16 protein-coding genes are annotated in these 26017 nt (G+C 40.2%); 7 read left to right on the top strand and 9 right to left on the bottom strand.

What is annotated here, in order from left to right; all coding sequences use genetic code 11:
* The first annotated feature begins 69 nt into the window (after positions 1–69).
* Positions 70–765 (top strand): LytR/AlgR family response regulator transcription factor, encoded by a 696-nt coding sequence (locus GXP67_RS29565; protein ID WP_162446471.1) that lies wholly within the window; start codon positions 70–72, stop codon positions 763–765.
* Between the two features lie 24 nt (positions 766–789).
* Here the strand turns inward: GXP67_RS29565 and GXP67_RS38100 are convergent, their stop codons facing one another.
* From GXP67_RS38100 to GXP67_RS29540, 6 genes are all read right to left on the bottom strand, one after another.
* Positions 790–1170, bottom strand: coding sequence for an ATP-binding cassette domain-containing protein (locus tag GXP67_RS38100; RefSeq protein WP_317170083.1), 381 nt, complete (start codon positions 1168–1170; stop codon positions 790–792).
* Complete coding sequence (locus GXP67_RS29560; RefSeq protein WP_317170082.1) at positions 1128–2570, bottom strand: ABC transporter transmembrane domain-containing protein; 1443 nt, start codon at positions 2568–2570, stop codon at positions 1128–1130. The genes GXP67_RS38100 and GXP67_RS29560 overlap by 43 nt, the downstream gene beginning before the upstream one ends.
* Positions 2571–3053: 483 nt before the next feature.
* On the bottom strand, positions 3054–4031 hold the full coding sequence (gene hemB / locus GXP67_RS29555) for a porphobilinogen synthase (protein WP_162446470.1): 978 nt from the start codon (positions 4029–4031) through the stop codon (positions 3054–3056).
* Positions 4032–4146: 115 nt separating this feature from the next.
* A complete protein-coding gene (locus tag GXP67_RS29550; protein ID WP_162446469.1) occupies positions 4147–5889 on the bottom strand; it encodes a DNA polymerase III subunit gamma/tau in 1743 nt (580 codons plus the stop codon).
* Between the two features lie 75 nt (positions 5890–5964).
* Entirely contained in the window at positions 5965–7209 is a 1245-nt protein-coding gene (locus GXP67_RS29545) for a glycosyltransferase family 4 protein (protein ID WP_162446468.1), read from the bottom strand.
* A gap of 8 nt (positions 7210–7217) precedes the next feature.
* Positions 7218–8096 (bottom strand): FkbM family methyltransferase, encoded by an 879-nt coding sequence (locus GXP67_RS29540; protein ID WP_162446467.1) that lies wholly within the window; start codon positions 8094–8096, stop codon positions 7218–7220.
* A gap of 141 nt (positions 8097–8237) precedes the next feature.
* On the opposite strand from GXP67_RS29540, the gene GXP67_RS29535 reads away from it, so the two are divergent.
* On the top strand, positions 8238–8693 hold the full coding sequence (locus GXP67_RS29535) for a hypothetical protein (RefSeq protein ID WP_162446466.1): 456 nt from the start codon (positions 8238–8240) through the stop codon (positions 8691–8693).
* A 68-nt stretch (positions 8694–8761) separates the two neighbouring features.
* Here GXP67_RS29535 and GXP67_RS29530 read toward each other — a convergent pair whose 3' ends face one another.
* Positions 8762–11320, bottom strand: a complete 2559-nt coding sequence (locus GXP67_RS29530; protein ID WP_162446465.1) for an Ig-like domain-containing protein — start codon at positions 11318–11320, stop codon at positions 8762–8764.
* A gap of 105 nt (positions 11321–11425) precedes the next feature.
* Between GXP67_RS29530 and GXP67_RS29525 the strand changes: the two genes are divergently transcribed.
* From GXP67_RS29525 to ffh, 3 genes are all read left to right on the top strand, one after another.
* On the top strand, positions 11426–12931 hold the full coding sequence (locus tag GXP67_RS29525; RefSeq protein ID WP_162446464.1) for a lipopolysaccharide biosynthesis protein: 1506 nt from the start codon (positions 11426–11428) through the stop codon (positions 12929–12931).
* Between the two features lie 102 nt (positions 12932–13033).
* Complete coding sequence (locus tag GXP67_RS29520) at positions 13034–13801, top strand: class I SAM-dependent methyltransferase (RefSeq protein WP_232064661.1); 768 nt, start codon at positions 13034–13036, stop codon at positions 13799–13801.
* A 195-nt stretch (positions 13802–13996) separates the two neighbouring features.
* On the top strand, positions 13997–15331 hold the full coding sequence (gene ffh / locus GXP67_RS29515) for a signal recognition particle protein (RefSeq protein ID WP_162446463.1): 1335 nt from the start codon (positions 13997–13999) through the stop codon (positions 15329–15331).
* 102 nt (positions 15332–15433) lie between these two features.
* On the opposite strand, the gene GXP67_RS29510 is transcribed toward ffh, so the two are convergent.
* Complete coding sequence (locus tag GXP67_RS29510; protein WP_162446462.1) at positions 15434–16411, bottom strand: pyruvate dehydrogenase complex E1 component subunit beta; 978 nt, start codon at positions 16409–16411, stop codon at positions 15434–15436.
* A gap of 330 nt (positions 16412–16741) precedes the next feature.
* Here GXP67_RS29510 and GXP67_RS29505 point away from each other — a divergent pair, with 330 nt between their 5' ends.
* Positions 16742–17731: a DUF1570 domain-containing protein gene (locus GXP67_RS29505; protein ID WP_162446461.1), complete on the top strand. Its 990-nt coding sequence runs from the start codon at positions 16742–16744 to the stop codon at positions 17729–17731.
* 124 nt (positions 17732–17855) lie between these two features.
* On the opposite strand, the gene cysN is transcribed toward GXP67_RS29505, so the two are convergent.
* Positions 17856–19121, bottom strand: a complete 1266-nt coding sequence (gene cysN / locus GXP67_RS29500) for a sulfate adenylyltransferase subunit CysN (RefSeq protein WP_232064660.1) — start codon at positions 19119–19121, stop codon at positions 17856–17858.
* A 562-nt stretch (positions 19122–19683) separates the two neighbouring features.
* Here cysN and GXP67_RS29495 point away from each other — a divergent pair.
* Positions 19684–25986, top strand: coding sequence for a HAMP domain-containing protein (locus GXP67_RS29495; RefSeq protein ID WP_162446460.1), 6303 nt, complete (start codon positions 19684–19686; stop codon positions 25984–25986).
* The last annotated feature ends 31 nt before the right edge of the window (positions 25987–26017 follow it).

Below are 26017 nucleotides of genomic sequence, written 5' to 3'. Positions count from 1 at the left end.
GTTTGTCAATCTTTATTTCCTATCAATTACAGCCTTTTTGTACTTTGGCAACCTAATTAATGCAGATATATGCTTACAGCTATCGCGATAGATGATGAACCCCAGGCGCTGGATGTGGTACAGGCGCATGCTGCCAAAGTGCCTTTTCTGGAATTAAAAGCCAGTTTTACCAATGCCTTTACGGCGATTGATTATTTGCAGAAAAATCCGGTTGACCTGATTTTCCTGGATATTAAAATGCCGGATATTTCAGGAATTGAGTTTGTAAAATGCCTGCCTCAGTTGCCAATGGTTATTTTTACCACAGCTTATTCCAAGTATGCTGTACAAGGATTTGAACTCGATGCCATTGACTATCTGCTGAAGCCGTTTTCCCTGGCACGGTTCACCAAAGCCTGCAGTAAAGCGATGGAAAAAAAGCGCCTGTATGACAAAGAAACCGTACCTTATATATTCATTAAAACCGGCTATGAAGAAGAAAAAGTGATGCTGAACAAGATACTGTATCTGGAAGCGGAAGGAAACTATATAACGGTGGTATTATCCAACAAAAAACTGCTCACCCGTCAGACCATGGCAGATGTATTACTATTGCTTCCTCAGCAGGGATTTGCCAGAATTCACCGTTCTTACATTATTTCATTGAACCATATACAAAAAATAACCCGCCAGGAAGTAGTGGTGGCGGGTTATAAAATACCAGTTGGCATTTCCTATGAAGATAAACTGACGGAAATAAGAAATAAGCTAAACCGGATGCACTAAGCTTCCAAAGAGTATATCTACTTTTTAACTATTCACCAGGACACGTTCTTGTTCTTCCTGATGCTGCCACATCTCAGCAAAGGCAGGGCTATATTTTCGTAAATACTCAAAGTTTCCTTCGTCGATCACTTGCCCGTTTTGCAGGATATACACATAATCGAACTGGTTGAGCAAATGCAAACGGTGCAGGGAAGAAATAACAGCTTTGTTTCCAAAAGCTTCAAACAGATTATTATACAATTTTACCTCCGTTCTGGGGTCTACGCTGCTGGTAGGTTCGTCCATGAGAATGATGCTGCTGCTTCTGGCAGCTAATATTCCTCTGGCCAATGCCAGCCGCTGCCGTTGTCCTCCGGAAAGATTTACGCCTTTTTCCTGAATAATGGTATCGAGCCCTTGCGGCAATTTTTTATTACATCCGTAAAATGAGCAATTTCGCATACTTCCCTTACTTCTTCTTCGCTGAAAGGTAAACCTAAGGTTATATTATATAAAATCGTGTTTTCGAAGATTTCCGGCTCCTGTGGAAACAGCGTTACAGAATTTACAATGCTTTCAAAATCTGTTTTTAGTCTGCCATCTACAGTAAGTATTGTTCCTGAATGAGGTGTATATAACCCCCTGAGTAAAGCCAGCAACGTACTTTTTCCGCTGCCGCTCTCTCCAATCAAGGCAATCCTTTGTCCGCGTCCGATGCGTAGTTGCAACTCATATAAGCCGCCTCTTTGCCTGGCCTGTAGCGTTCCGGTCCGGGTAAAATTCAGATTTTCAATGTCTATGCGCTGCCAGTTAGCCGGCAAATGACTGGAAGGTTCTGGCCGGTGGGATTTTTGATATTCTTCTGAAACCGTTTTGATTGCCTGTACATCTGTATTGAACTGTACAACTTTGGTATACTGGTAAGCCACATCATTAAACACACTCGTAAACTGGTTTACATACCCCAGCAGGGTTACTAATCCGCCAATCAGAAACGCTTCGCCCGGGTTATTATGCTGGAAAATATATCCCATCACAATGACGGCATAGATCAATCCAATGAGCATCTGAGCTGTAAACCATTTCCATTCGTTAATGGTCACATTGCGTTTGAAGGGCGGGAATACATCCATGACTTTACTAAGCAAACCAGTTTCCATCCTTTTTTCAAGCCGTAGGGTAATTACGGTCATAATGTTCGATAAGCTGTCGAATAAGGTGGAAGATACTTTATGTTCTTTCTCATTGACCTGTTTTAAGGAAGCAATAAAGGGCTTATCAAATTTAAAGATGATCCATACGGTGAAAATACCCAGCAATACGCCAATACAACCGAATACCGGAGAAAAATAAATCATGGCAGCAAAGGAGAAAATAAACTTTGACAGAGAATGCAAATAAGTAAATCCGCCTTGAAAGAATTCTTTGAGAGATTCATAGGCTTTCCGCAGCCGGTTGATGGTAGCACCACTGTGATTATCCTGGTGCCATTTTACAGGCAAATGCAAAATCTGATGATACATTTCTTCCAGAAAATTGCGGCTCACGGTAAAGGCTAATTTACGTTCCATTACCCTGGCTGGCCCGTGAAAGCACCACTCCAGCACACGCAGACCTAAAAATGCCCCTACATACATCCAGGCATGTGGCCAGATCTGGCTGCCTTCCCGCTGCAGGGAATCAATAAACCATCCGTATAAAATGGGATGCATGGCCACTACCAGATTAGCCATAATAAACATAGCGTATATAAGAATATAGCGCTTTTTTTCCTGCCGGGCATATCGCCAGGCTGTACCGAGTAAAGATATATATGGATTTTGCATCCGGAGTTTCAGTGTTTAGAAAGGGAGTTTAGTTTACAGGAAATGTACTATTATAAAAAATGTACAATCTTTCAACAAAAATAGAATTTACTATTGCTAAGCCGCTTTGAAATGAGAATACAATCTTACATCAAATGATATATTTCTAAAATATGTACAAAAGCGGCTTGATAACCAGATTATAGCTCTTAATAAATACAATCAAGAAAGGTAAACTAAAGATAATCAAAAAAGAATTGTATTTTACCCTGAAACCGGGCATAAGAAAGGTAAACGGGCAAGCATATATAAGAAAGTAATAAGATACCTTCATTTAAAAAACAAAGGAGAATTTATCACTAATTGATGTAAAACTGACAGGCATTTTTAACTTCAACTATGAACTACCCAGTGATAGATACAAAAAAAACAGGCACCCATTCAACTATAAAGTGATGAGAGCCTGTTTATGGGCAAAAACATAACAAGGTTAAGGAATAATAATTACCCCAGATTCTTTTTCAACTGGGCATATTCCTTGGCAAAATAAGTCAATATAATTTTGGCACCAGCCCGTTTGATACTTAGTAAGGCTTCAGCCATTGCTTTTTCGCCATTCAGCCAGCCATTCCTAGAAGCTGCCTTGATCATGGCATATTCTCCGCTTACATTATAGGCAGCAATGGGTAGGTCGAAATTCTGGTTCAGGAGTTTAATAATATCCAGGTACAATAAGGCCGGTTTTACCATCAGAAAATCGGCTCCCTCTTCAAAATCCAGGTCGGCTTCGATGAGAGCTTCCCGGCTATTAGCAGGATTCATCTGGTAAGTTTTTTTATCACCAAATTTGGGAGCTGATTCCAGGGCATCCCGGAACGGGCCATAAAAAGCACTGGCATATTTAGCGGTGTAGGCCATAATAGATACATTGATAAATCCTTCATCATCGAGCAAATTACGCAGGTAGCCGATCCGTCCATCCATCATATCAGAAGGTCCGATGATATCTGCACCGGCTCTGGCCTGGGCAAGTGCCATTCTGCCGAGAATTTCCAGGGTTTCGTCATTAAGGATTTGTCCATTTTTTACTAAGCCATCATGCCCATCCGAACTATATGGGTCCATGGCCACATCTGTCATCAGGCAGGCATCAGGAAGCTGTTCTTTGATTTTACGGATGGCTTTGATGTATAAGCCATTCATATTATGGCTTTCTTTGGCATAGCTGTCTTTGAGTTCTTCAGTAATCTGCGGAAACAAAGCAAACGTACGGACACCCAGTTCCATACAGGTATGAATTTCATCCAGTAATTTATCCACAGTATACCGGTGAATTCCCGGCATAGATGGAATTTCAACAGTTTTATTTTCGCCTTCCGTAATAAAAACAGGGTATATTAATTCGCTGGGGGAAAGAGTAGTTTCCTCTACCATTGCACGAACTACAGACGATTTACGGTTCCTTCTAGGTCTTCTAAGCATGGTTTAAATGGTTGTAATGCTGAATGGTTAAATGGTCAATGAATTTACAGTTAGATGGATAAGAGTTGAAAGTATGAGTTATCAATTAATAAAGACCAGAGACTAAAGACTTTAATTACACATCCAGGTCGAGGCCTAATTTATTTTTCAGGTCTACCAAAGATGGATGTTTTTCAGCAAGATATTTGAACTTTTCCTGGGAAGTATACATGGTTTTCCGCGCTTCCTGTGGACCCATTTCTTCCTGAATTTGAATATGGCTGTTTCTGAGGCTTCTGCGTAGATAAGACAGTAGTTCCGGTTTGAAATTATTAAACTGACCAATCTGTATCTGGCTATCTAACTTAACAATAACTGTTTGCCCGGAAAGTTCTATTGGTTTTTTCAAGATAATCTGTTCGCTGGCAGGTGCCGCAGCCAGTCGATTCGCAGCAAAAGCCTGCCAGCAAGCTTCCGCCTGTTCTTTGGTAAAAGGCTGATTTTCGATCACTTCCTTTTCTACCACTTTTTCTTCCATACTGGCAGCAGCTGCCACCTGAATTTGTTTTTCCAGGGTTGCCAGGTCAGTGGGTATTTTAATGGTTGATTTGGTAGCAGTTGTAGGCGTATATCCGTTCAGGGTTGCCCCATTTTCTTTTACAGGAATCTGCGCTGTATTTTCTGCCGGCTTTTCTACAACTGGTTTCCCATTGCCATTACCAGACTCCACTTTTTTTTTTACTTCCACACTTCCCTCTTGCAGGCTTCTGGCCAGATTTACGGCAGAAGGAATATGAGCCATTTTCATCAGCGCCAGTTCTATATGTAACCGCTGATTTTTGCTCGATTTGTAGTTGAGATCGCACTGGCTACCCAGATGAAGCGCAGATAATAAAAAGGATAAAGAGGCCTGATTCGCCTGTTCCATGTATTTGCGCTGCACATTACCGGATACCTGTAACAACTGAACCGTAGCCGCATCTTTACACACCATTAGGTTACGGAAGTGTTCGCACAAGCCTACAATAAAATTATGGCCGTCAAAGCCTTTTTTAAGGATTTCATCGAAGGTGAGTAGCGCTTTTGAAGTATTTTCTGCCATCAGGGCAGCAGTCATGGCAAAATAGTAATCATAATCCAGAATATGCAGGTTGGCAATGGTATTCTGATAGGTAATGCTCCGATCGGTAGAAAAGGTAACGATCAGGTCGAACATCGACAAGGCATCCCGTAATCCCCCATCTGCTTTCTGGGCAATCAGTTGCAGCGCTTCTTCTTCGGCCCGGATATTTTCTTTCCCGGCAATAGAAGCCAGGTGGCTGCTGATGTCATTAATCTGAATGCGGTTGAAATCAAATATCTGGCAACGGGATAAAATCGTGGGAATAATCTTGTGTTTTTCGGTCGTAGCCAGAATAAAAATGGCGTAAGAAGGCGGCTCTTCCAGCGTTTTCAGAAAAGCATTAAAGGCAGAATTCGAGAGCATGTGTACCTCATCGATAATGTACACTTTATATTTGCCTACCTGCGGAGGATACCGTACCTGATCTACCAGATTGCGGATATCATCTACCGAGTTATTGGAAGCCGCATCGAGTTCATGGACATTGAACGAAGCATTATTATTAAAACTGGTACAGGATTCACATTGGTTGCAGGCTTCTCCTTCTTGGGTAAGATTCTGACAATTGATGGTTTTGGCCAGAATACGGGCACATGTTGTTTTCCCAACACCTCTGGGGCCGCAAAACAGAAACGCCTGGGCCAGGTGTTTTTGCCGGATGGCATTCTTTAAGGTAGTAGTAATATGAGTCTGCCCTACTACCGAATCAAACGTACTGGGACGATACTTACGCGCTGAAACAACAAAATTATCCATACTTCAAAGTTAGAATTTTTGCCCAAAAGGCAGTAAGGATAATGGAGTAAAATTCTCTACAGAATAATATGTATTCTAACTGGTTGATGGATAGTGTAACCCGTATTTATTTTCAGTCACAAAATTGAAGGCTTTAATATATCCCTTAATTACCGTATGTATATTTACTTCATTTTGTATAATTTCACCTGAACGGGCACCCATTGTATATAAGTCTTCCGGTTTGGCAAGCAAAGTATTGAGCACGTCATACAAAGACTCAGGATTTCCATCTTCAAAATAACGCCCATTATAACCCTCCCGTACTAATTTTTTTTCAGTCCCATCACATTCCGAACAAACCACTGGTCTATCAAAACACATAGCTTCATTGATAGAAAGCCCTCCCATGCCGGCAAGCACATACACAGATGCTGACATAAAATACCTGCCTAATGTTTCGCCATCATAAATGGCCCCTGCAAACTTTACCTTCTCATCCAATTGTAAGGAGTTCACTTGCCTTTTCAGATTTTCTTCTTCCGGACCATTGCCCACAATAACGAGTTCAGCATCTGGATATATCTGTAGAAGCCTGCTGAAAACCTCAATGAGCATATCTACCCGTTTCCATTTGATTAGCCTTCCTACATGCAGCAAACGTCGTGGTGTAGGAGGCAGAATTGGGGCTAACGTTTTGATTTTTTCTTTGGTAGCGAGCAAAATATCGGTATCGGGCGAATTATAGGTGATAAAAATTTTACTTGCATCTACACCATAACTTCCGATAATGTCATAGGCTTCTTCCACATAATTTACATGGGCATCCATTAAATTATAGTACAATTTCCGGGTATACGTAACAATATCATATTTCATGCGAAAAAGCAGACTGTCTCTATTTAGATTAGTTTGCAGGTCTTCTGATAACAATCCACCTTTCGCATAAAACTCTCTGGCCTGCTGAAAAGCAGGAACTTTGAAAGGTATCTCTTTCAGTATGAGTTTAATTCCCAGAGACTTTGTGAGTAAGAGCAGAGAGGGATTATAGATAAATCCCACAACATAGGGCCAGCAAGTAACAATGATATCCGGTTTTTGCTGCCGGACTAACTTTTTGAAACCTTTAAAAAAGGTCTTCCCATAAAAAGCCTGATATTCTTCCAGAAAAAATACTTTAAATTCAATCCCTTCCTCAGTCTGGTGTACGCCTGCCCCTACATTTTTACCCTGGCTGGCAGGCGCTACGACCACAACTTCTACGCCTGCCACTTGATTTAACCGGTTTAATACCAGATTATAATAATGTGGCAGCCCACCAAACATAAATAATACTTTCATTCAGATCCTTATTCAATTAATTGAAGTTTCTTTGCTACTTCCTTGTTACAAATCAGATAGTTGTTATGGTAGCTTTTGATAAGATGAGGCAGTAATTCTATGCGGCTTTTTTCGTCAATATTAAAATACAGATAACCTTTCCCATCTAAAATTTCTTCTATCTGGCTTCCCATTTCATCACTATTTATTTCTATCAACATCGTTGGCCGCATTTGATCTAAGTAATCTTCCATACCTGATAATACATTTGGTTCATGTCCTTCAACATCTATTTTCATGAGATCAATGCGACCTATTTTCTTCTCCCGAATATAGGTTGACAACTTTTGCAGTGAAATAGGGATTTTTCTACCAATCCGATTTTTATCAGCAACATCTGCATTTAGTGTCGCTAAGTTGTTATGCACTGTCTCAGGGTCAAAAATATATCCTTCTCCATCCTTGTCTGATAAAGCGATTCTTTCACAAACAATATCGTATTGATTAATTGAGTTATTGAGTAATAACTTTTCAAAAGTTCTATGAATTGGTTCAAATGCAATTACTCTTGCATCAGGATTAAGTGCTTTTGTTACTAAAGAATAAACCCCTGTATTAGCACCTATATCTATTACACAGGTAGCCTCTTTACATAGCTTTATCCATAGTTGCATAGATAATTTCTCAAATTTTCCTTCTGTCAGGCCTCCCCAAAAAATTTCATTCTCAATATATAAGCCATGATGTTTGATCCAGAAACTATTATTTTCTACAATTACCTTAAACTTATCCCAGAAAATAAAATACTGATAGACAGATTGTGGAGGACGATAAAATGACCGTAATACCAAAAATAAATGCTTTTTTAAAGGTATTTTTTTATATATGCTTTTTAATAAATGCTTCATATCATTCGATTAAGTGCAAAGGTAGAATAATCCTGATATTCCTAAGTATTGATCTACTCTTTGAGCTTAACAAAATAGTTAATCAGTAAAATTGTTAAATCAGCAAAGTATTGCTATTTTAATAGCATTAAACTAAAATGTATGAAAATTATTAAACAACATCTTTTTTTATTTCTTGTCCTAATATTCTTCTCTTCACTTACCAGCTGTGAAATATTTGAAGATATTTTAGATGATCACAAAACCAGTAACAGACAGAAATATATAGGTGTCTGGCAAAATGATTCATTAACCACAAAAATTTATTCTAATGGAGAATTGATTAGTACCACGACGCAATCATTAGAGGGAAACACCTTTGAAATGAGAAAAAACGGAACTTACACAACAGCAAACGCTTCTGGTGAAGTTTATCTCGATGGTAGCTGGAAATTAGTTTGTATAGAAGGGCAAGATCAGATTTTACTAGATAAAGGAACGGCTCTTGAGAGAAGCTATGATGTAAAACTAATTACCAAAAACAAATTAGTAACTAATGACAAGGTAGCTATTGACCAAAATTCATATTATGATTATACTTTCACTTATTATAAGTAGTATTTTATAATAACTATTTACTATAAATAAGGGGTAGAGTTTCTGCTCCTTATTTATAGTATTGAGTATTATCTTAGCAGGTGTACCCAACCTTTAAATTCCTTATCCTCAACCCGTATTATATAAAAATATATACCTGTAGAATATCCTACTCCATCCCACCCCATCTTGCCATCATAAATTGATGTAATTGGCTTACCCCATCGGTTATAAATTAACATTTCAAAATTTGCCTCTCCTTCGTAATCAATTGTAAATCTTTCATTAAATTCATCTCCATTGGGAGTAAAGATATTTGGAGGAATGTTTATTACTGGTTTAACCTTAATTGATTTGATACAAGTTGTTTCACAACCTAATCTATCTCTAACAGTAACTGTAACTAAATAATCGTTAGGTTTTGTAAATGTATAACTAATAGTATCTGTTGAGTTACTGAGTATTTCCTCGTTACCAAAATTCCAAATAAACGAATGCGGTGCTTGCCCATTATTCACTTTAACCTGAAAAATATTCTTGCTTCTTGCCTCCATGATATCCGGGAAAAAACATAATATATCTGGATTAGGAATGATGGTAATCCATTTACTAGCTTTTACTGGGGTAGAACAAGAATTATTTGACAAAAGCACTACTCCTATTTCAATCCGGAGAGGTTCAGCAGTAGAATTGATTGTATCTAATTTAAATTCAGTAGAAGTTGTGGGAAGTCCATGATTAACACCATTTACCTGCCATTGATAAAGTAGGTTTTGTGCGCTATTTATTACCTGTGCTGATAAAAGTATTTCACTACCTGTACAAAAAGTATCTCTAATGGAAGAAACAGATAATTGAGGAATGATGTTAGGTTGTATAATTATATATTTTTGTGCTACTACCTTCTTTGGATCAGCGCAAGTGTATGTTGAACTCATTTCAACACTCACCTCGGCTTGAAAAGGTTGATTTGATCCTATGAATGAATATTCAAATACTTGAGACGTACTTGGATTACCCTGATTAATACCATTAATTTTCCATTGGTATAAAGAATTTTGACCTCCATTTACAGATTGCGCAATAAAAGTAATTAGTGAGTCAGAGCAAACCAGATTTTCTTTTACGTCAATGTTTACGGATGGAGTGATCGTGTCCACAACATTAACATTTACAGGAGTTGAAGCAGCACTTTCGCATCCATATAAATTTTTTACCCTAACTGTAAAACTTCCGGCTGCTGAAACTTCTATATTCTGCGTAACTGCTCCATTTGACCACCGATAACTATTATAGCCTGGGGGACCTAATAGTATTATTTTTTCCCCCTGACAAATACTTGTTGGTCCATCAAAATTTATAATTGGAGTTTGCGGTATAGGATTAATTGTAACAGATACCTCTTTCTTTGGGCTCTCACAAGTTCCATTAAAACTCGATACATAATATACTGTTGAGGAAGTAAGAAATGGTGTTATAAAAACAGTTTCTGTGCTTATGGGAGTAGCACTATTAATATCATTGTACCAGCGGTAATTTGACCCACCAGATGCTTGTAGAGTAACTTCACCCAAACCACATTTTGAAACATTCTCTATAGTTGGAGAATCTGGAAGAGGTAAAACAACTGCCGAAACCTCGATTCTAAGGCTTTCACTTGTTCCATTATAAGCAGCAACATAATATTTTTTAGATACTGTTAATGTAGCAGTAGTAAAGTTTGCTCCTGTCCCTAATAGAGTACCTCCCACCATAGCATCATACCATCTATACTGGGTACCTCCTGTAGCAGAGAAAGTTACTGTACCGGGTCCACACCTTGAAACATTTTGAGCCGACGGGGGTGATATTGGAGAGCAACTGAAATTATTATATAAAGCTTTGATTTCCTCGTTTGAAAGTGCTCTGTTATATATACTGAAATCATCAATTTTTCCTTTAAAGTTTTGCCCGGTTAAATATGGAGATCTGTTCCCTATTCGAGCTTCAACCTCACCTCCACTTCCACCATACCTTGGTGCATCTCCATTTGTAGTGAAACTACCAATTAAATTTCCATTTACATAGAACAGTATTTGATTAGTATTCCTTGTTACAGCCAGATGATACCAAGTGTTTATGGTGGGCAAACTTCCTACAGCCTTTAATGCAGTTCCTCCCTGAACATTATATCCGCCACCATACCAACCATTTTGAGTAGTAAAAATATAGTTTGACCCCAACATGATAAATTGATCGCCTGCACCAGTAAAATTCGTATTACCTATTGACCAAACTGCGTAATTATTTCCTTGAGTAGGTAAGCTTGATACATTTGCCCATATTGAATATGTATAAGCATTGTTTCTGAGATTATTAGGAGAAATATTGATATAATCGTCTATTCCATCAAAATTATAAGCGCTTCCTGGATTGCCAAATCTATCTTCAACAAGTTGGGGACCATTCATTAATGTACCATTATTCCCGTTTCCTGTGGCATCATCTGCATTACCGGAAAAAGGATAACACGCAATTAAGCCTTTCTGTAGATCAATCTGAGCAAGAGATTCTATTGATAAGAAAACAATTATAAAAATTAAAAATAAAGATTGTTTTATAAATTTTAATGGGAAATGACTTCTCACAAAACAAGATATTTGATTCAAAATAGGTATCCTTTTAAAGGTACTTACATTAACAGGTTAAAAAAATTATTTAAATATCATAATATTGCTATTGTAAGGTATGCTTTATTTTAATACAGTTATTACATGGGTATAATCGTTAGGCAAGGCCTGAAATATTCTACTATTGCTTTTTTAGGGGTTGTAATTGGTGCAGTAAATACCATTATTATTTTTCCAAAAATATTAAGTCCTGAACAGTATGGGCTAATGCGTTTAATTCAAGAAAATGGTCTATTTATAGCTGCATTTGTACAATTAGGAGCAGCAAATATTGCAGATAAGTTTATTCCAATATTCCAAACTCATGATAAAACCAATAGAGGCTTTCTCTTTTTTCTGTTAATATATCCATTAATGGGGTTTATATTCTTTTGTTTAATTTATCTATTATTTAAAAATACTTGGCTGGATATTTATCTTGAGAAATCTCCAGGTGTAAATACCTACTACTATTTTTTTATCCCACTTATCTTTTTTATGATGTATCAGCTTATTTTGGAAGCCTATAGCCGAGTACATCTAAGAATTGTCGTGCCAGGTTTATTTAGAGATGTCGTCTTAAAAATTATTACTTTGGGTTTTGCTGGACTGTTTTTTTTACATTTTATCAGCTTTTACCAATTCATGTTGCTGCTTATTATTGCTTATGGAATTATTGCCATACTATTATTGCTCTATTTACACAATCTAAAAATATTACACTTAAAACCAGATATTGACTTCCTTACCTTAAAATTGCTGAAAGAAATGGGGATTTATGCTGCTTTTATGTTGCTAGGAGGTGCAGCTACTTTAATTATTACTAAAATAGATTTTCTAATGCTAGGAGCTATGGTTGGACCAGAATCCGTTGCTATTTATACCATTGCTTTCTTTATGGGAACAATTATTGAAATCCCCAGAAGAGCTATTGCCCAGATCAGCACTCCTATCCTATCGCAAGCATGGCAACGTAATGATCTGCCACAGATAGAAGACATTTACAAAAGATCGGCATTAAATCAGCTTATCATCGGATCTTTGTTGTTTTTGGGCATCTGGTGCAATACGGATGCTGTGTTCAACCTGATACCCAATGGAGAAATTTACCGGGCTGGTAAGTATGTGGTACTATTCATAGGTCTGGCCCGCTTGTTTGATATGGCTACTGGTGTAAATGGAGAAATTATTCTGCAATCGCGTTATTTCCGGTTCAATCTGATTTCTGTGGCTATTCTGGCTATTCTGATTGTAGGAACCAATTTTATCTTTATTCCTTTATATGGCATTAATGGGGCAGCCTTCGCCACAGCTTTATCTGTTTTTTTGTATAACATCCTGAAATTTATGTTTTTGTGGATAAAATACCGTATTCAACCCTTCAGTCACCAGACGATCTATATTTTACTCATTACGGGATTCACCTATGTTGCCGCCGCTTTGCTACCAGCACCCGAACCTGCATTAATTAGTTCATTTACTAATATTGTGCTTCGCTCAGCTATAATCAGTATTTTATTTGGAGGACTTATTTTAGGACTCGGGATTTCAAAAGATGCAAACCTGTTATTGAAAACCGGCTATCAGAAATTGCGTACACTGTTTGGTTAATGCTAAAATAGTGATAGAGAGAATAAGGTATTATTCTTACTTTAGCAGCTTAACTTTACATCCTAAAATCTCTTAATCCAATAAATCCAGGTTCCAAAAATAATGACTACTTTATCCACCCAGGTTCAATCCGCTTACGAAAAACAGTACGAAGATAACCAGGCAGAATGGCGGGAAATGGGTGCCAGAAAAAAAGCGCTCAACATTCTGGAACTTACTCAAGGATTAAAATTCCGCAGCGTACTGGAAGTGGGTGCAGGAGATGGAAGTATTTTGCAGCAATTGAGTGAACATAGGTTTGCCGACGAACTATACGCCGTTGAAATTTCAGGAAGTGCCTTACAGCGGATACAACACAGAAATATATCTCAGCTCAAGCAAAGCGTTTTGTTCGATGGATACACCATTCCCTTTGAAAATAATAGCTTCGATCTTGTGATTTTATCGCACGTACTGGAGCATGTAGAGTTTGAACGGAGGTTGCTACGTGAACTGATGCGGGTGGCACCAGTTCAATTAATAGAGGTTCCTAAAGATTACCGCTTTGGCGTAGATAAAAAAGTAAAGCATTTTCTTTCCTATGGGCACATTAATATGTATACCCCATCATCTCTTCGTTTTTTGCTTAAATCTGAAGGATTCACCATCATGAAAGAAAAAGTTGATCTGTATTCCAGAGAAACATACCAGTTTATGTACAGCAAGCCTGCGGTTGAGAAGAAAAGCGCAACCACTTCTATCAAAGCTGATGGTTTGTATCTGTTCAAAAAACTTTTGCTTTCTATCCCTTTTCCTCAGGTTAGGGATCACTTTGCCAACACCATTACCGTGCTTACTTCATCGGGAAAAGAAAATATAGACATATTTTAATAACAGGCTGATTGGCGAAGAATACTTTTAGTAGATTTGCAGCTGTGTTAGCCTGCTAAATTCTTAGTAAAACTTGCTGTCAGCCCTCTATAAATAATATATAATATATAGATCAGCAAGCGCCTAAGCATAAAACAATAAGTCGGAAATAACCGCTAAAACTTGTAATTTTACATTCTCATAATATAAATAGATATGTTTGAAAACCTCAGTACCACGCTCGACAGAGCCTTTAAAACCCTGAAAGGCCAAGGAAGGATTACTGATATTAATGTGGCAGCTACCGTGAAAGAGATCAGAAAAGCGCTGGTAGATGCTGACGTAAACTATAAAGTAGCCAAAACTGTAACGGATAAAATCCGGGATGAAGCCATGGGCCGCAAAGTGCTCATTGCGGTAGAACCGGGGCAATTGCTGGTAAAGATTGTGCACGAAGAACTTACTCAGCTTATGGGTGGCAGGCTTCAGGATATTAATGTAAAAGGCGAACCGGCCGTTGTGCTGATTGCTGGCTTGCAGGGTTCTGGTAAAACGACTTTTTCCGGTAAACTCGCTAATTATCTCAAAAAACAAAACCGCAATGTACTTTTAGCTGCCTGTGATATTTACCGTCCGGCTGCTATTGACCAGCTCAAAGTACTGGGCCAACAGGTAGGAGTTGATGTATATGCAGAGCCAGAAAACAAAAATGCCGTACAAATTGCCCGTAATGCCATACAGTTTGCCAAAGCGAACAACAAGAAAGTAGTCATTGTAGATACTGCCGGCCGCCTTGCTGTGGATGAGCAGATGATGCGTGAAATTGAAGAGGTAAAAAAAGCTGTACAACCCACCGAAACGCTATTTGTCGTAGATTCCATGACTGGACAGGATGCTGTAAATACAGCCAAAACCTTTAACGACAGGCTGAATTTTGATGGAGTAGTATTAACTAAATTAGATGGTGATACCCGGGGCGGTGCTGCTCTTTCTATCCGTTCAGTAGTAGATAAACCTATTAAATTCATCAGTACCGGTGAAAAGATGGAAGCCATAGATTTATTCTATCCAGAAAGGATGGCAAGCCGGATTCTGGGCATGGGTGACGTACTTTCTCTGGTAGAAAAAGCCCAGCAAGCTTTCGACGAGGATGAAGCCAGACGCATTAACCAGCAGATCCGTAAAAACCAGTTCAATTTCGACGATTTTCTTTCCCAGTTGGATCAGATCAAAAAAATGGGAAATATTAAAGATCTGGTAAGTATGATTCCCGGCGTAAGCAATATGATGAAAGATGTGGAAATAGATGACGATGCATTTACGCCCATTGAAGCCATCATTAAATCGATGACTAAAAAAGAAAGAGCCAATCCGGATATGATTGATGGCAGCCGCCGCCAGCGGATTGCTAAAGGGAGCGGAACATCAATTCAACAGGTGAATAACCTGATGAAGCAATTTAATGATATGCGCAAAATGATGCGGACCATGAGCAAAATGGGAACCGGTAACGAAGCCCTCCGCAATATTAAAAACATGGGAAAAAGGTAACTGGAGCGAATGAGTAAAATCAAGTTATAACGCAACAAAAAGGCCGGGATTAATACCCGGCCTTTTCTATATCTATACTCATAAACATTCAACTCAGCAACTCTATCTGTACATCACGGCATCCACCGCCTGAACTGTCCTTTTTACATTCGGCAAAATCACTTCGATCAAGGTTGGCGCATAAGGCAAGGGTACATCCATGCTGTTGATACGGTGAATAGGTGCATCCAGGTAATCAAAGGCATGTTTCTGTACATGGTAGGTGATTTCAGTAGAAATAGATGACAATGGCCAGGCTTCTTCAACAATTACTAAACGGTTGGTTTTCTTTACAGAATTCACTACAGTAGCATAATCTATCGGGCGTACCGACATCAGGTCGATTACTTCTGCAGAAATACCTTTTTTCTCCAGTTCTTTTGCTGCTTCCAGTGCTACTTTCATTATTTTTCCAAAAGAAACCAGCGTTACATCTTTTCCTTCTTTGCTCACTTCAGCTTTTCCAATCGGAATCAAATATTCTTCCTCTGGCACCGGGCCTTTGTCTCCATACATTAATTCTGATTCCATAAAAATAACCGGATCATCATCACGAATAGCAGATTTAAGTAAACCTTTGGCATTATAGGGATTTGAGGCTACTACTACTTTTAAACCAGCAGTATTGGCATACCAGTTTTCGAAATTCTGAGAATGTTGAGAGCTTAGCATACCAGCATTACCAGTAGGCCCTCTGAACACAATAGGTGCACCATACTGGCCGCCAGACATAGACATCAGTTTGGCTGCACCATTAATAATCTGATCTATTGCTACCAGAGAAAAATTGAAGGTCATAAATTCAATGATTGGGCGCAAACCATTCATGGCTGCTCCTACCCCAATACCGGCAAAACCAAGTTCAGCAATAGGTGTATCAATTACCCGTTGCGGCCCAAATTCGTCTAGCATTCCCTGGCTCACTTTATATGCACCATTATATTCTGCCACCTCTTCGCCCATCAGAAAAACCCGTTCATCTCTCCTCATTTCTTCAGACATGGCCTCCCGTAACGCTTCTCTAAATTGTATTTCTCTCATTTGAATCTGCGATTATTTTATGATTATACCGGCTGTAAATTTAGTTATTGAAATGTCAATTACAAAAAAACATTCTTCTATTTAAAAAAGCAGCTGCTACGGTTAATAATAAAAAAAGTTTCAATTTATTCTTAAAATATTTATCACAGGCACAGCTTTTGTGCGCAGTTTCAGAGTTACTAACCAGCAAATTTTTCATTAAATCATATCTTTTTTCTATATCTGGCATATGTATGATTCGTACTTTTTTTCAATTTTGAATTTGACAGATATACCGTAACTATGTTATTATAAAATTACCTACTATAGAATTAAATTTCAGTGCTGTCTATGTTTGCCTATCATTTATTCCGCAAAAGGTTCTTATTGCTCTTTTTTATTCTGACGGTTCTCTGCTTTCTTAAAACAAGTTCAGCACATATTTCACAACCGGTTGTTACCCACTCTATTCCTTCCGGAAGTATATTTCAGACGGTAGCAGTAACCACTCCCGACAAGCCTGCGATAGAGATCATCTACCAAGACTGTGCTTCGGATAAGCAAACACATGAACGAATGCTAAAAGGCATTAACTTTTTGTATGAGTATTACCAGACTCAATTCGGATATGACTTTACTCCTGAATTAGTGGTAAAAATCAGGGTATTCGAAAATTTTGATGGATACAAAAAATATATCCGGAAAGCATCTCCTTCTACAACTGGTTCTAATGTAGGGCTGTATATTCATAAGTTACACGAAGCTATTGTCTGGAAGAATAAAAATGAAGATATGTTTCTCAGTACAGTTTTTCACGAAACCAATCATCTGCTGCTGAGAAGCAATATTGATAACTGCCCTAAATGGATCAATGAAGGTTTATCAGAATACTTTGAATTTTTGGATGTTACAGGCGAAGAAGTGCAGATTCGTCCGCAACTGGTAAAAGATGATAAGATAAAAAAATGGGTTGCTTCTCAAAAAATGCCCGATATGTATGGCTATCTGACTAAATATAATGAAGACTGGGATAAAGAAAATAATATTTCAGATGAACCCAGAGTACTAGCCTGGTCAATGGTCTACTTCCTGATGTCGGAACGCAATGGGCAGGCTTTTATTAAAGACTGTCTGGATTATTTCTCAAAAAAACATGCGGATAAATATGCAACCGTTAGAGCTTTAGACGCTTACTATCCTGGAAAACATGCGCAGTTCGAGAAAAACTGGCTTACCTGGATACCAGAACAACGGTCAAATCATGTGTTAATCATCAATCCTCCCGCCCAGGAATCCAGAGTACAAAAATTCTTTAAACGTGTCCGCCAGATTTTGAGCTAAGGTTTTAGACTAAAAATTTCACATAGTAACCTTTTAAATTTTGCTCTAAAATGTAAGATTCCTGATAAAAAATTTATCAGGAATCTTAGTTATTGATCAAAGCCTGATACACCATACGAAGACGTCAGACGATCATTCCGGCCGCTACTGTTTCATTGGTAAACTCGTCGACCAAAATTAAACTGCCTGTGAACCGATTGCGGCTGTAACTATCGTAGAATAAGGGTGCAGTAGTACGTATTAAAATCCGGCCAATGTCATTGAGCCCAATGGTTTTGTCATCCTCCACCCGGTGCAGCGTATTAATGTTAATTTTATAGCGAATGTCTTTCACAATACATCTGGCTTCTTTAGTGGTATGACGAATCGCATATTTGCCGCCAGCTTGTAATTTTTTCTCATGCAGCCAGCACACCATCAGTTCAATATCTTGACTTACAGTAGGCTGGTTGTTAGGTTTCACGATCATATCGCCCCGGCTTATGTCTATTTCATCCTTCAGCGTTATTACCACTGACATAGGAGGAAAAGCTTCGCTTACTGGGCCATCTATTGTCTCAATATTTTTAATAGTGGTAGTAAATCCGGAAGGTAAGGCCAGAATTTCGTCACCTGGTTTAAAAATACCTCCTTCTACCCTACCGGCATATCCCCTGAAATCATGGTATTGCTCAGATTGTGGACGAATCACCCATTGTACCGGGAAGCGGCTGTCTACATGGTTCATATCACTGGCGATATGGACATTTTCCAAGGTATACATCAATGTTGCGCCTCTGTACCAGGGCATATTTTCTGACTTATCTACCACATTATCCCCATTCAGGGCGCTAATGGGAATATAATGAATATCCGGAACAGATAACTTCGAGCTGAATGCCTGAAAATGTTCCTTGATCCTTTCAAATACTTCCTGCTTGTACCCCACCAGATCCATCTTATTTACACATAAAACCAGGTGTTTAATTTGCAGCAAAGAAGCAATAAAGGCATGCCGACAGGTTTGTTCTACCACGCCATGTCTGGCATCAACTAGTACGATGGCCAGATTCGCTGTAGAAGCACCAGTTACCATATTCCTCGTATATTGAATATGACCGGGCGTATCAGCAATAATAAATTTGCGCCGGGGTGTAGCAAAATAGCGGTAAGCCACATCAATCGTGATGCCTTGCTCCCGTTCTGCCCGTAATCCATCTGTAAGTAAGGCTAAATTTACATAGCCATCCCCTCTTTGTTCGCTGGTCCGCTCAATGGCTTCCAGCTGGTCTTCAAAAATTGATTTCGAATCGTACAGTAATCTGCCGATCAGCGTGCTTTTGCCATCATCTACGCTACCTGCCGTGGTAAAACGCAGAAGATCCATATCTAAGTAGTGGGTATCTGTCATAATGTTAAAGAAACAGGATGGCTTGCCCTACATAATTGATTGTAGTAATTCCTCCTGATACAGGTTTATAAGTAAAAAATATGAAACACACAGAATCACACAGTCTGTGAAACATTCCGGCAAAATTAGATAAAAGCCCGGCAATTCAAATAACAGAAATTAAAACTATCTCCATTTCCGCTATGTTCAAGCGTGAGTCAGATTACTGTGATATCTAAAGCTGGCAAATGGTTTATTAAGTCAAGAAAACTTATAGGATTTGTTTATCTTTTTTTTAACTATTTCTTAATAAAAGCAAAACCAGCTATCTTGGTGGTGAGATTACTGTGTCCTTTCAGTAAACTTCAACAGCATCAATCAACACTCAACCTAAAAAACTGCCATAGATTTTTAATAACTTGCGAATTTTACACTGACCTTTGTCTGATGCAAATTCTGTGTATAGTTTGCATCAAAAGAAAATAAATTCATTTCTTTTTACTGAGGCGTTTTCAAACATTTTTATAATTTTCAATAATTTTCATTATTTTGAACGATTAAACCCAGCCCTAAAATAATATTAATGGAAACAATTGTTAGTAATGGAGTCCAGGAAGACAGCAACACCCTGGATGCGAAAGAACTACTACAGGTGTTAATGGAGGTAAAAAACGGCAACTTCGCCGTTCGTATGCCCATCGACCGGTATGGTTTGAATGGAAAAATCTGTGATACCCTCAATGACATTATCGATCTGAATGAAAGAATGATGCTTGAGTTTACCAAAGCTGGTAATACCATCGGTAAACAAGGGAAACTCACCCAGCGTCTGGACCTGCCCAATGCAAAAGGTTCCTGGATCACAGGCGTAGATACACTCAACACCCTGATTTCTGATCTGGTGCATCCCACCATTGAGATCGCTCACGTAATCAGTTCGGTAGCAAAAGGAAACCTTTCCCAGGAAATGCCTCTTCAGATTGAGGGAAATATGCTGCAAGGAGAATTCCTGCGGATTGCAAAAGAGGTAAACGACATGGTAAAACAGCTCAACCTGTTTTCTATGGAAGTAACCAGAGTAGCAAGAGAGGTAGGCTCAGAAGGAAAACTGGGTGGGCAGGCGAAAGTAAAAGGCGTAGGTGGCGTGTGGAAAGACTTGACAGATTCTGTAAACCAGATGGCAGGGAACCTCACCAACCAGGTGAGAAATATTGCCGAAGTAACCACTGCTATTGCCCGGGGAGACTTATCTAAAAAAATCACCGTAGACGTGAAAGGTGAAATGCTGGAACTGAAAAATACCATTAATACGATGGTGGATCAGCTTAATTCCTTTGGTTCGGAAGTAACTAGGGTAGCTTTGGAAGTAGGAACAGAAGGAAAGCTAGGCGGACAGGCGACAGTAAAGGGAGTTGGTGGGGTATGGAAAGACTTAACTGATTCTGTAAACCAGATGGCAGGGAACTTAACGGCTCAGGTGCGCAATATTGCCGGGGTAACTACCGCTGTAGCGAAGGGCGATCTGTCCAAGAAAATTACCGTGGATGCCAAAGGTGAGCTGCTGGAGCTAAAAAACACCATCAACACGATGGTGGACCAGTTGAACTCCTTCTCCTCCGAGGTAACTCGCGTTGCCAGAGAAGTAGGTTCGGAAGGAAAACTGGGTGGTCAGGCGGAGGTAAAAGGGGTAGCCGGTGTGTGGAAGGATTTAACAGATAATGTAAACCAGTTAGCCGGGAACTTGACAGTTCAGCTCCGGGACGTATCCAAAGTGGCCACCGCTATTGCCAGCGGCGACTTGACTCAAAAAATTACAGTGGATGTAAAAGGCGAGATACTGGAGATCAAGAATGTAATCAATACAATGGTGGATCAGCTTAATTCCTTCTCTTCTGAAGTAACAAGGGTGGCATTAGAAGTAGGAACCGAAGGAAAATTAGGCGGTCAGGCCACAGTAAAAGGGGTTGGTGGCGTGTGGAAAGACCTTACGGATTCTGTAAACCAGATGGCTGGTAACCTCACTAATCAGGTGAGAAATATTGCCGGAGTAACTACCGCTGTTGCAAATGGTGACCTTTCCCGTAAAATCACCGTGGACGTAAAAGGAGAAATGCTGGAGTTAAAGAATACCATTAATACCATGGTGGATCAGCTCAACTCTTTCGCTTCTGAGGTAACTCGTGTGGCTTTGGAAGTAGGAACCGAAGGAAAACTGGGCGGACAAGCAACAGTGAAAGGTGTTGGTGGGGTATGGAAAGACCTTACGGATTCTGTAAACCAGATGGCAGGGAATTTAACGGCTCAGGTGCGCAATATTGCCGGGGTAACTACCGCTGTGGCGAAGGGCGATCTGTCCAAGAAAATCACCGTGGATGCCAAAGGTGAGCTGTTGGAGCTAAAAAACACCATCAACACGATGGTGGACCAGTTGAACTCCTTCTCTTCTGAAGTAACAAGGGTAGCCAGAGAAGTGGGGTCAGAAGGGCAGCTCGGTGGACAGGCAAATGTGCCTGGAGTCGCCGGTGTATGGAAGGACTTAACAGATAACGTAAACCAGTTGGCAGGTAATCTGACGGTTCAACTCCGGGACGTATCCAAAGTGGCTACCGCTATTGCCAGTGGTGATTTGACCCAGAAAATTACAGTGGATGTAAAAGGCGAGATACTGGAGATCAAGAACGTGATCAACACGATGGTAGATCAGCTCAATTCTTTTGGTTCGGAGGTAACAAGGGTGGCCAGAGAGGTAGGTTCTGAAGGACAATTAGGTGGACAGGCGAATGTATTGGGTGTAGGTGGTACCTGGAAAGATTTAACCGATTCTGTAAATAAAATGGCTGATAACCTGACGAATCAGGTACGAAATATTGCGGAAGTAACTACGGCTGTGGCGAAAGGTGATTTATCTAAGAAAATCACGGTGGATGTAAAGGGCGAGATGCTGGAATTGAAAAATACTATTAATACGATGGTGGATCAGCTCAACTCTTTCGCTTCTGAAGTAACAAGGGTGGCTAGTGAAGTAGGTTCGGAAGGAAAATTAGGCGGCCAAGCCACGGTAAAAGGCGTAGGTGGGGTATGGAAAGGATTAACCGATTCTGTAAACCAGATGGCCGGAAACTTAACAGCCCAGCTCAGAAATATTGCCGATGTATCCATCGCTGTGGCCAATGGCGACTTGTCGAAGAAAATCACGGTAGACGTTCGGGGTGAAATCCTGCAGTTGAAAGAAACCATCAATACAATGGTTGACCAGCTTCGTGGTTTTGCTTCTGAAGTAACCAGGGTAGCCAGGGAAGTAGGAACGGATGGTAAACTAGGTGGTCAGGCGTTCGTACCTGGGGTTGCCGGAACCTGGAAAGACTTAACAGACTCTGTAAACCAGATGTCTGGTAACCTGACTTCTCAGGTGCGGAATATTGCGGAAGTAACTAAAGCCGTTGCCAGTGGCGACTTGTCGAAAACCGTAGTTATTGATGTGAAGGGGGAAATGATGGATTTGAAAAACACCATTAATACGATGGTGGATCAGCTCAATTCCTTTGCTTCTGAAGTAACTCGTGTGGCACGGGAAGTAGGAACGGAAGGAAAATTAGGCGGACAAGCTACAGTAAAAGGGGTTGGTGGGGTATGGAAAGATCTCACGGATTCTGTAAACCAGATGGCAGGGAACCTGACCAACCAGGTGCGGGGAATTGCCAAAGTAGTAACCTCTGTGGCGAAAGGAAACCTGAAACAAAAGCTTTCGATCAATGCATTAGGTGAACTGGCACAATTAACTGATACAATCAACGAAATGATTGATACGCTGGCAGTATTTGCCGACCAGGTGACCACAGTAGCCCGGGAAGTAGGGGTAGAAGGCCGGTTAGGCGGACAAGCCAGTGTACCTGGCGCTTCCGGAACCTGGAAGGATTTGACAGAGAACGTAAACCAGCTGGCAGCCAATTTAACAACCCAGGTTCGTTCCATTTCAGAAGTAGCCTCTGCCGTAACCAAAGGTGATTTAACCAGAACCATCCGGGTGGAAGCCAAAGGAGAGCTGGAAGCCTTAAAAGATACCATCAACCAGATGATTGCCAACCTGAAAGAAACTACCTTGCGTAACCAAGAGCAAGACTGGCTGAAATCTAACCTGGCTAAGTTTACACAGATGTTGCAAGGCCAGAAAGACCTTAACACCGTAACCAACCGCATTCTATCGGAACTGGCGCAAGTAGTTTCTGCACCCTATGGCGCATTTTATATCTTACAGCAGGACGATGAACTACAGAATGTAAGGCTGAAACTATTCGCTGCCTATGCTTACAAGGAAGATAAGAATGTACCGAGAGAATTTGCCATCGGAGAAGGCCTGGTGGGCCAGTGTGCCATCGAAAAAGAACGCATTCTTCTTACCAATGTACCGAGTGAATACATCAAAATCAGCTCAGCCCTGGGAGAAGCCAAACCATTGAGTTTGATCGTATTGCCTGTATTGTTTGAAACCAAAGTAAAAGCCGTTATTGAGCTTGCCTCTTTCGATTATTTCAGCGAAACGCACTTAGACTTCCTGGGCCAGTTAACAGAAAGCATTGGCATTGTTCTTAATACCATTGAAACCAACTCCCGTACGGAAGAACTTCTCACGCAGTCCCAGTCGTTGGCAGATGAACTCCGGAGAACCAATGAGGAATTGCAGGATAAAGCGCTGCTGCTCGTAAAACAAAAAGATGAAGTAGAAGCCAAAAACAAAGAAGTGGAAGAAGCCAGAAAATCACTGGAAGAAAAAGCCGAGCAGCTCACGCTTACTTCCAAGTACAAATCGGAGTTCCTGGCTAATATGTCTCATGAATTACGTACGCCGCTCAATAGCTTGCTTATTCTGGCACAGCAGTTATACGAAAATCCGGAAGGCAATTTGAGCGAAAAACAGGTACGTTTTGCCAAAACTATTCACTCCTGCGGCGATGATCTCATTCAGCTTATCAACGATATTCTGGATCTTTCTAAAATTGAATCTGGCTTTATTACGGCTGAATTCCTGCCCGTACGTTTCCGGGAGATCAGTTCGTTTGTGGAAACTACCTTCAAACCTATTTCCGAAGCCAAGCATCTGCGTTTCAATATAGAAGTGGAAAATAATCTGCCAGATATCATTGAGACTGACTTGCAGCGGTTGAACCAGATTCTCAAAAATCTGCTTTCCAATGCCTTTAAGTTCACAGAAAAAGGGGAGGTAAAACTGAAGATGTACAAAGCCAATAAGAACTGGAGGAGCCGCAATACGAACCTGGATATGGCTAAAAATGTAGTGGCTTTCTCTATTTCGGACACTGGTATCGGTATTTCTAAAGACAAGCAAGGCATTATATTCGAAGCATTCCAGCAGGCGGAAGGTTCAACCAGCCGCAAATATGGCGGAACTGGTCTTGGCTTGTCTATCAGCCGGGGTCTGGCTGAACTGCTGGGCGGTACCATTGAGCTGGAAAGTTATGTAAACCAGGGAAGCACCTTTACCTTATTCCTGCCACTGGAACCCATTCCGGGCGTTGAAAAAGATGCTTTAAACAATCTGCTACTGGTAGATAAAGCACCTACCGATCTGGATAAATCCCTGGTAAAATCCCTGACCACACTGAGCCCGTCTTCTTCTATGGATGCCCGGCATCTGGAGGCAGTAAGCGAGATGATCAATGAAACAGGTGATGACAGGGCTAATATTCAATCGCAGGATAAAGTACTACTGGTAGTGGAAGATGACATCCGTTTTGCCAAGATCATGATTGAAAAGGCGCATGAAATTGATCTGAAAGTAGTAATTGCTACTACTTACAGCGAAGTATTTGGCCTGGTCAATACCTACAATCCGGTAGCAGTTACACTGGATATCAAATTGCCAGATACCAGTGGCTGGAAAGTACTGGATTTATTTAAAAACGACCTTAATTTCAGGCATATCCCGATCTATCTGATTTCGGGGGAAGAAAACCGGCAACTGGCCTACAAACGTGGTGCCAGGAGTTTCTTACTGAAGCCATTAAAGAATGAGGACCTGAATCTGCTCTTTACAGATATTCTGCAGATCAACGAGAAGAAAACCAAAAGCCTGCTCCTGATCGAAGATAATGAGATGGATTATTCTGGGATTGTAAAGATGCTTCAGCAAAACGATATCAATATTACCATTGCCGAAACCGGAACCAAGGCGATTGAGCTATTGCAGGAAAAACCCTTTGACTGTATTGTGCTGGACTACATGCTGCCTGATATATCTGGTATAGAGTTGATGAAGCGGATCAATGCAGATAAAAATATGCAGCTTACACCGCTCATTATTTATTCGGCCAGAGATTTTTCAGATAAAGAAATGACTCTGCTCAAGCAGCTTACCAAAAATGTAATCCTTAAAGATGTAAAATCCCTGGATTTGCTGCTGGAAGAAATGATTATGCAATTGCATATCGATCATAAAACCCTTCCTGAACCCCAGCGGCGGCTCATTGAAAGTATGCGTTTGAAGGAAGATGTACTCGTAGGGAAACATGTATTGATTGTAGATGATGATGTACGGAACCTGTTTGCCCTCACTACTGCTTTTGAACGTTATAATATCAATGCCATTACGGCAGAAAGCGGCCGGGAAGCTATTAGCGTACTGAATGAAAATCCGCATATCGACATGGTATTAATGGATATTATGATGCCAGAGATGGATGGGTACGAAACTACCCAGAAGATCCGGCGGGAGAATAAAAATAGTACCTTGCCCATTATTGCTGTAACGGCCAAAGCGATGAAAGGCGACCGGCAGAAATGTATTGAGGCTGGAGCTTCCGATTATATTACCAAGCCGGTAAAGGTAGACCAGTTACTATCCCTGATGCGGATCTGGCTATACAAATAAATTGTGTGATTAGGTGAATGAGAGATTGAGT

Source organism: Rhodocytophaga rosea, assembly GCF_010119975.1.
Classification (GTDB): Bacteria; Bacteroidota; Bacteroidia; order Cytophagales; family 172606-1; genus Rhodocytophaga; species Rhodocytophaga rosea.
Note: the sequence above shows the minus strand (reverse complement) of the source record. Positions and strands in the feature narration are given on the sequence as shown.